Genomic DNA, 9,806 nt, shown 5'->3' on the forward strand with positions numbered 1-9,806 from the left:
ATTTATAATCCGCACTGTACCGCTTCCTTCTGTTATCACATCTACCCATATTGACTACTCCCTTTTTAGGGTCAGCAGTCAACCAATTCTTTCAAATCCCGTGTCCAATTACCTTCTGGGTGAGATAATTATACAGGGTTTTTTGCAGATGATGAAATTTATTTGGTCAAAAGAAAAATTAGAAATTTTCAGGCAATAAATGGTTCGCTCAAAAACTGCGATTTCAATGAATTATTGCAAGTATGCGTCATAGAATTACTTAAAGCGCAGGAAAAGTATAAAGAAGTGAATAATTCCCTGATTACAAAGATTACTGAAAATACTTTGAGAAAAATTTTGAACTTGAATACGATACAAAACAAAAAGTGAAAGGATTTTTCCGAAGGGAAGCGTTCCCGACAAAGATGCTATTTCCATAGGCGTGTGTTCTGAATTTGTCGACAGATTGAGAGAACAAAGGTTTTTCGGCGAGTTAAGTTTTAATTTTATTGATGGCAAAATAACTGAGATTGAAGTCCATAAAATATACAAGTCGGAAGATATAGAAAAATTTCTTTCTGGTTCCTAACTAAAAATGGAAAAACGATTGCTAAACATAAATGAGGCAGCAGAATATATGGGATTGAGCAAGAACACGCTTTATGCATGGGTTTGTCAGCGGAGAATTCCCTTTGTTAAATGTGGTCGCCTGACAAAATTTGACATCAGGGATATTGACAAATGGATTGATGAAAAAAAGGTTAAAGAACAATTTTTTTAGTTTGGTATTGACAAAATCTTTAATTTTAGTATAATTTTTAATTGACTTTATGCGGGTGTAGTTCAGTGGTAGAATGTCTCGTTGCCAACGAGAAGGTCGTGGGTTCGAATCCCATCGCCCGCTTATGACAATTAAAAATGTAGAATGTAATTTTTAATTGGTTTAATGGTGCGGTACCCAAGTGGCTAAGGGAGAGGTCTGCAAAACCTTTATTCGCCGGTTCAAATCCGGCCCGCACCTATAAAAGCAGGTTAAAAGTAAAATTAAAGGTTAAAATAATGCAGGTGAAATGGATAAGGTTAAAATTACAACAAAATACTTTAACCTTTTACCTTTAACCTTTAACTTGCAGTTTCTCGGGTGCGTAGCTCAGTTGGTTAGAGTACCACGTTGACATCGTGGGGGTCACAGGTTCAAATCCTGTCGCACCCATATAAAGGCAGTAAGTAGGGAGTAGAAAGTAGTGGGTAGAAAAGGAACAGAAATTATTGATTTAGGAATCTTACGGCATTCAACCAGCCATGTAATGGCACAGGCGGTTTTGGAACTTTTCCCTGACACGAAACTTGCCATAGGTCCTGCAATAGAAGACGGTTTTTATTATGATTTTGATACACCACAGCCATTCAATCCTTCCGACCTTGAAAAAATAGAAAACAGAATGAAAGAAATCGTTAATGGTAACCACGAATTTGTTCGGACTGAAATGTCTAAAAAGGAAGCACTTGACTTTTTTACAAAAAGAAATGAGCCATACAAAATTGAACTGATAAACGAAATTCCCGACGAGAATGTCTCGCTGTATCAACACGATACTTTTATTGATTTATGCCGTGGTCCTCATCTTGAAAACACAAAAGATATAAAACATTTTAAACTGCTTTCAATTGCAGGCGCATACTGGCGGGGTTCTGAAAAAAACAAGATGCTTCAACGAATTTACGGTACCGCTTTTCTAACACAAAAAGAGCTAACAGAATATCTACAAAAATTAGAAGAAGCCAAAAAACGAGACCATCGGATTCTTGGAAAAACACTTAACCTGTTTTCAATCCACGAAGAAGTTGGCGCAGGGCTTATACACTGGCATCCTAAAGGTGCAATTATCAGAAAAATTATAGAGGACTACTGGACTGAGAAGCATCAAAAAGCGGGTTACCAGATTGTTTATACACCACATATCGCATCAGAAGAAATTTACAAAACCAGTGGGCATCTGGAAAAATACTCAGACCTGATGTATTCATCTATGGAGATTGAAGGCAACCCGTTCCGTGTAAAACCAATGAACTGTCCCAATCATATAATGATATACAAAACCCAACTGCATTCTTACAGAGAACTTCCACTACGAATTGCTGAATTAGGAACTGTCTATAGGTTTGAAAAATCAGGCGTGTTACACGGGCTTATGCGTGTGCGTGGATTTACAATTGACGATGCACATATTTTTTGTACAAAAGATGATGTAGAAAAAGAAATCATATCAGTATTTAATTTCACAATAGGTTTCCTCAAACAATTCGGGTTTGAGAACTACAATATCACACTTTCTACACGACCGGAGCAATATGTAGGCGAGTTAGAAAAATGGGATTTAGCAACCGAGTCATTAAAAAAGTTGCTTGAAAAAACAGGTTATGAATACCAATTAGACGATGGTGGTGGCGCATTCTACGGACCTAAAATAAGTGTAGAAATAAAAGATATTTTAGGACGGCTATGGCAGTGCTCAACAATCCAGTTTGATTTTAATCTGCCAGAAAGGTTTAATGTTACTTTCAGAAACGCTGAAGGTAAAGATGAACAGGTAGTGATGATTCATCGTGCTATTTTCGGCTCGTTAGAACGGTTTTTTGGTGTTTTGATTGAGCATTACGGCGGTGCATTCCCATTTTGGCTTTCGCCTGTGCAGATAAGAATTCTGCCGATTACTGATAACCAACAAAAATATGCTGAAGAAGTAAAAGCAAAACTTGACAATTTCAGAGTAGAAATTGATTCACGAAACGAAAAATTAAATTACAAAATCAGAGAAGCACAGATAGAAAAAATTCCATACCTCATAATTCTGGGTAAAAAAGAGCAGGAATCAAAGAAAATTGCTGTAAGATTATATGGTGAAAACTCTACAACTACGAAGGATATAAAAAAATTTTTAGAAGAGATACTTGACAAATAGAAATTTAATAGTATAATAAAAGTCAACAAGAAAGAACTCGCTATAGCGAGTCACCTTAATCCAGTGGAGAAAAGGTAAATTTGTTAAACGCAAATTTATTCCAGATTTAATTCAGAATTCTATAAGATAGCCACTGGGCTATCTTTTTTTATGAATCACGAATAGAAACACACGAATAACGGCAAATATCCCGAATAAACCCGAATAATGGCAAGGTTTTTATTCGTGACAATTCGTGATAATATTCGTGATGTGTTATTCGTGAATTTCAAGGAGGTGGTGTAAAATTCTGAAAAAATTTGTAAGGATTAACAACCAGATTCATGCATCCAATGTTCGGCTTATAGGCGAGGATGGGTCACAGTTAGGGATAAAAACAATTCAAGAAGCACAATTGATGGCTCGCGATTTAGGACTTGACCTTGTAGAAATAGCGCCTCAAGCGACTCCGCCTGTTTGTAAAATTATTGATTACAAAAAATATCGGTATCTACAAGACAAGCAAAACAGAGCGATTCATAAAACAGGTGTGCTTAAAGAAATAAAAATGAGACCTAAAATTGGCGAGCACGATTTACAATTCAAGATAAAACATATTCAACGATTCCTTACTGAAAAAAACAAGGTGAAGGTAACAATGCAGTTTTTTGGCAGAGAACGAGAACATATATCGCTCGGTGGAGATATAGTTAATCGTGTTTTAGCAGAAGTTAACGAATACGGACAGCCGGATTCACCGCCGCGGTTGATGGGAAATTCAATAAATGTAATTCTTTCACCGAAGAAATAAAAGGAGGCAGTGAAAAGGCAGGTTAAAGGTTAAAGGGAAAAGGGAAAAAATTCTGGATATTATTTTAATTTATACCTTTAATTTTAACCTTTAATTTATACCTTTAACTTGACATTTTAGTATGCCAAAATTGAAATCACACAGTGGTGCTAAAAAAAGATTTTTTATTTCAGCAACCGGGATTATTAAACGAAAAAAAACCAAAGCCCGTCATCTTCTAACAGATAAATCAGCAAGAAAAATGCGACATCTGAGAAAATCAGGCGAGCTTAATTTAACGGATACAAAACTGGTCAGAACAGTTTTGCCATATCTATAGGGGGCAGTGAAAAGGCAGGTATAAATTAAAGGTGAAAATTAAAATTATGGCAGAATATTTTTAACCTTTAACCTGTAACCTTTAACTTGACATTTTACCATGCGTATTAAAGGTGCAATTGTAACAAGGCGACGAAAAAAACGGCTTTTTAAGAAATCAAAAGGATTCCGGCTATCTAACAAAAATGTCTATATCCATGCATCTGAAAGAGTAGACAAGGCATTAGTGCATTCCTATAGAGGACGAAAACAAAAAAAACGTGATAAACGAAGTCAATGGATTTTAACACTTAATGCTGCTGCTAGGCTCAATGGCCTTTCCTACAGCAGGTTTATCAACGGCATTAAAAAGGCTGGCGTATTGCTGAACAGAAAAATTCTGGCAGAAATGGCTTTATCTTCACCGGAAGAATTTTCGCAACTTGTAAATATTGCGAAATCACAAGTACAAACGACAGCCGGTTAATATGAAACTTTCACCACAACAAATTCTAATATGTGGGTTTGCGGCTATTATTTTTGCCGGTAGTATATTATTATCTTTACCTTTCTCTTCCTCAACCGGTTCTTACACCAATTATATTGACGCACTTTTTACCGCTACATCTGCGGTCTGTGTTACAGGACTGATTGTTGTTAATACCGCAATACACTGGTCGTTGTTTGGCAAAATTATTATAGCACTGCTTATTCAAATCGGTGGGCTTGGCTATATGACACTTGCGACACTTTTTGTGATAATGATAGGCAAACAAATATCGTTAAAAGACCGACTTGTATTCACCGAAGGTATCCAGACATTTTCGTTCAACGAGATAAAAAAGTTTGTTGTTTATGTTGTAAAAATTACACTGATTTTTGAACTCATAGGTGTTGTGATTCTATCAATAAAATGGGTGCCTGAATTCGGGCTTTTGGTAGGTTTAGGACACGCACTGTTTCATTCCGTTTCTGCATTCTGTAATGCTGGTTTCTCTACTTTTGAGTCCAATTTAGCAAATTATGTCAATTCTGCTACTGTAACATTAGGTATCACATCACTTATTATTTTAGGCGGTATCGGTTATATCGTTATCAGCGATATTTACGGTTTTAGAATTACAAAACGGCTGCTGCTACATACAAAAGTCGCTGTGACTACCACGCTGATTTTGATAGTAACAGGTACGGTTCTGATATTCTTGCTTGAATATAACAATTCAAACACTTTGGGTGCACTTCCGTTAAAAAGTAAATTATTAGCCGCCTATTTTCAGTCACTAACGCCGAGAACCGCCGGGTTTAATACAATTGATATTTCAGCAATGACTGTGCCTGCATTATTTTTGATAATAGGGCTGATGTTTATTGGTGCCTCACCATCAGGCACAGGTGGCGGAACAAAAACAACAACATTCGTAACACTGCTTGCCGGAGTAAAAGCGATGCTTCAAGGCAGAAAAAATGTTACTATTTTCAAAAAAACAATCCCACAAGAAATAGTCCAGAAATCGTTTGTTATTTCAGTGCTTGCATTTGTGTTTATCAGTATTATTACATTTTTGCTTTTGATTGTTGAAGGAAAAGATTTTATAAGAACATTGTTTGAAGTTTTCTCTGCATTTGCGACTTGTGGGCTGTCTGCTGCGGTTGGTACACCAGTTTCGTTTTCAGCATTTTTTACACCACTCGGCAAAATTCTGGTAATAATTACAATGTTTGTAGGTCGGCTTGGACCTGTAACAATTGCAGTTGCTGCAATAGAAGAAAACAATATCGCAGCTAGATACTATTATGCAGAGGGTAAAATCGCCGTCGGCTAAGGAGGGGCAAGTTAAAGGTTAAAGGTTAAAGGGAAAAATTTCTGGATATTATTTTAATTTATACAGTTAATTTTAACCTTTGATTTATACCTTTAACTTGACGTTTTCTATGAAACAGGTTGCTGTTATTGGATTAGGAACTTTTGGTATAGCAGTTGCAAAATGGCTGGCGTCAAAAGGTGTTCAGGTTATGGCAATTGATACTAACGAGCAGAAGATTCAGGCTATTGCGTCAGCGGTTACACAATCAGTTGTCGCAGACTCTACTGATGAGAAGGTAATGCGGGAACTCGGGCTGGCTGATTTCCATACTGTAATCGTTGCGATTGGTGATAACCGCGAAGCAAGTATTCTTACTACACTGCTTTTGAAAGAAATAGGTGTAAAAAATATCGTAGTAAAAGGGCTTGATGAACTACATGCAAAGGTGCTTGAAAAAATCGGTGCGGATAAAATTGTCTTTCCAGAACGCGATATGGGCGAGAAACTTGCCCAGATGCTGGTCTCACCAAATATAATAGAACAGATAGAACTTTCACCTGAATACAATATGGCTGAAATCGTTGTCCCACAGTCGTTCATAGATAAATCAATCAAAGATATGGATATCAGAGCAAAATATAAATTACAGATTATCGGTATAAAACGGAAACAGCCATTTATCAAAGAAGATGGCGAAACGGATTTTAAAGAAGAACTTATTATCGCACCTTCACCATCTGAGGTCTTGCAGGATGGCGATACACTTGTGATAATTGGAACTTACGCTGATATAGATAGAGTGAAAAAATTATGAAAAAGCAAATAAAAACCATTTCAAGCGACGAACTTGACCTGATAGAAAAAGGGAAGTTTTATTTTTTAAATGGTAAATATGATGAAGCGATTGACGAGTTTGAAAAAGTGCTAAAAATAAATCCACAAAATGCAGATGCATATTTTAATTTAGGAATCACCAAAGAAGCTAAAAACGATTTTTCAGGTGCCAAAAAAATGTTTGAAAAAGTAATAGAAATCCAACCCAGTCACAAATCAGCAAAAAAACATCTGGATAAACTGGTAGGATTATGAAAGGCAATTAAAAATTGAAAATTAAAAATTAAAAATTGTTGATGAAATTATGAACGATATTGAAAAAACTGCATTAGACGAAATATCTAAAACACAAACTATAGAAGAACTTGAAAAAATACGGATAAAATATCTCGGTAGAAAAGGTATCATCTCACATAAATTAGCCGAACTCGTAAAACTTACCGATGAAGAAAAAAAGAATACCGGAAAACAAATAAATACCGCAAAACGGAATATAGCCGATGCGATTTCTAAACGCAATGTTGAACTAAGACAAAAAAAAATTAGTTCAGATATTTCTGAAACTATACTTGATATTACTCTGCCAGGCAAGCCATTTGAGTTTGGTAAACTTCATCCGCTAACACAGGTGATGAACGATATTAAAAGAATCTTTGCTGAACTCGGCTTCTCGGTTGAAACCGGTCCTGATATAGAAACTGACTTTTATAATTTTACCGCACTAAATATACCCGAAAACCATCCAGCCCGAGATATGCAGGATACATTTTACATCAAAACTCAAGAACTCAAGAACTCAAGAACTCAAGAACTGTTGTTACGGACACATACTTCGCCTGTCCAGATCCGTGTAATGGAAAAACAAAAACCACCTGTAAGAGTAATTGTGCCAGGCAGGGTCTATCGTCATGAAGCAGTAGACGCCGCACACTCGTTCACATTCCATCAGGTTGAAGGGCTCGCAGTTGACGAAAATATCACATTTTCAGAACTAAAAACAGTGCTTGAAATTTTTGTGAAAAGAATGTTCGGTAATGATATTACTACTCGGTTTCGGCCCAGTTATTTCCCGTTTACAGAACCGTCTGCAGAAGTTGATATAAAATGTTTGATGTGTAATGGAAACGGCTGCAGTGTTTGTAAACAAACCGGCTGGGTAGAACTTTTAGGCTGTGGGATGGTCAATCCAAAAGTATTTGAATTTGTTGGCTACACGCCTGAAAAATATACCGGATATGCATTCGGGATGGGGATAGAACGAATCACAATGCTGAAATTTGGTATTGATGATATGCGCCTCTTCTACGAAAACGATTTGGACTTCCTGCGCCAGTTTTAGTTAATATGATTACGGTGATTATAAAAACCAGATTACAGCGATTAAAATCTGGAATTTAGGATTTGTAATTTATGAAATACCAATCTGTTAAAGGGTTCAGAGATATTTTTGGTGATAAAGCGAAAAGTTTTGCAAATATTGAAAAAATGGCAAGAGATATATTTTATAAATATAATTATCAGGAAATGAGAATCCCAACAGTTGAACAATCAGAACTCTTTCTGCGGTCTATCGGCGAGACAACCGATATTGTAGAAAAAGAAATGTATGTGTTTGAGGATAAAGGCAAAAGAATGATAGCACTTCGGCCTGAAGGCACCGCCGGAGTTGTCCGCGCATTTATTGAAAACGACTTTTCTCAAAAATTTCCAACCCAGAAGTTTTTTTATATCGGGCAGATGTTTCGTCAGGATAAACCTCAAGCGGGCAGGTTCCGCGAATTCGCACAAATCGGGTGTGAGTACTTTGGCAATCCGTCCGTATATGCAGATATTGAAATAATTTTACTCGCAAAAGAAATTTTAGAAAGTTCAGGGATAAAAAATATCAGAACTGAACTCAACAATCTCGGTTGTCAGAAATGCCGACCTGAATTTGTAAAAGCGGTAAAAACTGCGCTCCAAAAAGAGATTGACAGTTTGTGCGAAGATTGTAAACGCCGGTTTTACAAAAATCCACTGCGGGTGCTTGACTGTAAAACTGACAGCAAAAAATTTGGTAGTATTAAACCTGTGTTGTGTAATGTATGCGAGTCAGAATTTGAGGATTTGAAAAATGGTTTAAGAAAAACAAAAGTTGATTTTTCAGTTTCCAACAAACTTGTCCGCGGGCTTGACTATTATACTAAAACGGTATTTGAACTCACCGCTGATATTTTAGGCACACAGAATGCAGTTTGTGCCGGTGGCAGATACGATAATCTTGTAAAAGACCTCGGCGGTGACTCCACGCCTGCTGTCGGTTTTGCAATCGGTGTTGACCGTGTAGTTGAAATTTTACAGAAGCCAGTTATCGGTCAGCGGTCAGCGGTCAGCGGTTTAAAACCGAACACTGATTACCGATTACCGATTACCGATTACCGAGCACCTGTTGTATTTGTTGTATCAACTGAAAATAGTGATTGTAAAAAAACAGCATTCCATATTCTGACTGAAATCAGAAATGCTGAAATATCCTGTGATGGTGGCTATTTTACCAAATCGCTTAAAGCACAGATGCGGCTCGCAGATTCGTTGAAAGCGAAATATGCAATTATCAGCGGCGATGAAGAAGTTAAAAATAAAAAAATAATTCTGCGGGATATGAAACTTCAGCAACAAAAAGAAATCGGAATAGATGCCGCAGTAGAAGAACTAAAAAAAAGCACCATGCCACCACCTTGACAAAATGCAGATTTTATGTTATACTAAAATTGAAATGAAAAAATTCCTTTCCCATATCGCTGTCATTCCCGAGTGTTCCCCGATAACGAATCCCCGATTACTGCCTTCGGGGACAGGCTTCGGGGACAGGCTCTATCGGGAATGACTGAATCACGGAAAGATGGAGACACTGAAAAAAGAATTTGGGAGTTGATTTTAGTTCCGTGTTTCAGTAATTCAGTGTTTCTGTGGTAGTATCTTAACAAATCTAAACTATTACCGTTTCCCGAGCGATAGCGAGGACTATCTTGCAGCATCGGAATTTCAAAAAGTTGTTGATAACACTTAAAAAAATCAATTTTTTGCTCTTTGTCAATATATCCCAGTTCCGCAGCAAAGATGTGTTGGTTCAGGCTTGGAGAAAAAAAACAAATTTTG

Annotated in this window: 12 protein-coding genes and 3 tRNA genes; 14 read left to right on the plus strand and 1 reads right to left on the minus strand. The window is 36.8% G+C overall.

The window, feature by feature from the left end; translation table 11 throughout:
* The first annotated feature begins 445 nt into the window (after nt 1–445).
* The 14 genes from AB1349_11065 to hisS all read left to right on the plus strand — a co-directional run bounded on the left by AB1349_11065 (nt 446) and on the right by hisS (nt 9,389).
* The gene (locus AB1349_11065; protein MEW6557875.1) at nt 446–568 is read left to right on the plus strand and encodes a hypothetical protein; all 123 of its coding nucleotides are present in this window, start codon (nt 446–448) and stop codon (nt 566–568) included.
* Between the two features lie 6 nt (nt 569–574).
* Nucleotides 575–760: a helix-turn-helix domain-containing protein gene (locus AB1349_11070; GenBank protein ID MEW6557876.1), complete on the plus strand. Its 186-nt coding sequence runs from the start codon at nt 575–577 to the stop codon at nt 758–760.
* 51 nt (nt 761–811) lie between these two features.
* Nucleotides 812–883 (plus strand) — tRNA-Gly (locus tag AB1349_11075).
* 44 nt (nt 884–927) lie between these two features.
* Nucleotides 928–1,000, plus strand: a tRNA-Cys gene (locus tag AB1349_11080).
* Nucleotides 1,001–1,118: 118 nt separating this feature from the next.
* A tRNA-Val gene (locus tag AB1349_11085) sits at nt 1,119–1,192 on the plus strand.
* A 31-nt stretch (nt 1,193–1,223) separates the two neighbouring features.
* Nucleotides 1,224–2,942, plus strand: coding sequence for a threonine--tRNA ligase (gene thrS, locus AB1349_11090; GenBank protein ID MEW6557877.1), 1,719 nt, complete (start codon nt 1,224–1,226; stop codon nt 2,940–2,942).
* A gap of 307 nt (nt 2,943–3,249) precedes the next feature.
* Nucleotides 3,250–3,732, plus strand: coding sequence for a translation initiation factor IF-3 (infC, locus tag AB1349_11095; GenBank protein MEW6557878.1), 483 nt, complete (start codon nt 3,250–3,252; stop codon nt 3,730–3,732).
* A gap of 121 nt (nt 3,733–3,853) precedes the next feature.
* Nucleotides 3,854–4,051 (plus strand): 50S ribosomal protein L35, encoded by a 198-nt coding sequence (gene rpmI, locus AB1349_11100; protein ID MEW6557879.1) that lies wholly within the window; start codon nt 3,854–3,856, stop codon nt 4,049–4,051.
* A gap of 99 nt (nt 4,052–4,150) precedes the next feature.
* Nucleotides 4,151–4,516 (plus strand): 50S ribosomal protein L20, encoded by a 366-nt coding sequence (rplT, locus tag AB1349_11105; GenBank protein ID MEW6557880.1) that lies wholly within the window; start codon nt 4,151–4,153, stop codon nt 4,514–4,516.
* A gap of 1 nt (nt 4,517) precedes the next feature.
* On the plus strand, nt 4,518–5,852 hold the full coding sequence (locus AB1349_11110) for a TrkH family potassium uptake protein (protein ID MEW6557881.1): 1,335 nt from the start codon (nt 4,518–4,520) through the stop codon (nt 5,850–5,852).
* A 109-nt stretch (nt 5,853–5,961) separates the two neighbouring features.
* A complete protein-coding gene (locus AB1349_11115) occupies nt 5,962–6,648 on the plus strand; it encodes a TrkA family potassium uptake protein (GenBank protein ID MEW6557882.1) in 687 nt (228 codons plus the stop codon).
* Nucleotides 6,645–6,923, plus strand: a complete 279-nt coding sequence (locus AB1349_11120) for a tetratricopeptide repeat protein (GenBank protein ID MEW6557883.1) — start codon at nt 6,645–6,647, stop codon at nt 6,921–6,923. Before AB1349_11115 ends, AB1349_11120 begins: the two co-directional genes overlap by 4 nt.
* Before the next feature lie 49 nt (nt 6,924–6,972).
* Nucleotides 6,973–8,007, plus strand: coding sequence for a phenylalanine--tRNA ligase subunit alpha (gene pheS / locus AB1349_11125; GenBank protein MEW6557884.1), 1,035 nt, complete (start codon nt 6,973–6,975; stop codon nt 8,005–8,007).
* A 71-nt stretch (nt 8,008–8,078) separates the two neighbouring features.
* Nucleotides 8,079–9,389 (plus strand): histidine--tRNA ligase, encoded by a 1,311-nt coding sequence (gene hisS, locus AB1349_11130; GenBank protein MEW6557885.1) that lies wholly within the window; start codon nt 8,079–8,081, stop codon nt 9,387–9,389.
* Nucleotides 9,390–9,451: 62 nt separating this feature from the next.
* Here hisS and AB1349_11135 read toward each other — a convergent pair.
* Nucleotides 9,452–9,806 (minus strand): hypothetical protein (locus AB1349_11135; protein ID MEW6557886.1); only part of this gene is annotated, 355 nt, incomplete at its 5' end.

This window comes from Elusimicrobiota bacterium (assembly GCA_040757695.1).
In the GTDB taxonomy this organism is placed as follows: Bacteria; Elusimicrobiota; UBA8919; order UBA8919; family UBA8919; genus JBFLWK01.

Bases quoted from the DNA above. Each gene is read 5' to 3' on its own strand.
- AB1349_11115 (MEW6557882.1), top strand. From the start codon at position 5,962: ATGAAACAGGTTGCTGTTATTGGATTAGGAACTTTTGGTATAGCAGTT.
- AB1349_11070 (MEW6557876.1), top strand. From the start codon at position 575: ATGGAAAAACGATTGCTAAACATAAATGAGGCAGCAGAATATATGGGA.
- hisS (MEW6557885.1), top strand. From the start codon at position 8,079: ATGAAATACCAATCTGTTAAAGGGTTCAGAGATATTTTTGGTGATAAA.
- AB1349_11120 (MEW6557883.1), top strand. From the start codon at position 6,645: ATGAAAAAGCAAATAAAAACCATTTCAAGCGACGAACTTGACCTGATA.
- rpmI (MEW6557879.1), top strand. From the start codon at position 3,854: ATGCCAAAATTGAAATCACACAGTGGTGCTAAAAAAAGATTTTTTATT.
- pheS (MEW6557884.1), top strand. From the start codon at position 6,973: ATGAACGATATTGAAAAAACTGCATTAGACGAAATATCTAAAACACAA.
- rplT (MEW6557880.1), top strand. From the start codon at position 4,151: ATGCGTATTAAAGGTGCAATTGTAACAAGGCGACGAAAAAAACGGCTT.
- AB1349_11110 (MEW6557881.1), top strand. From the start codon at position 4,518: ATGAAACTTTCACCACAACAAATTCTAATATGTGGGTTTGCGGCTATT.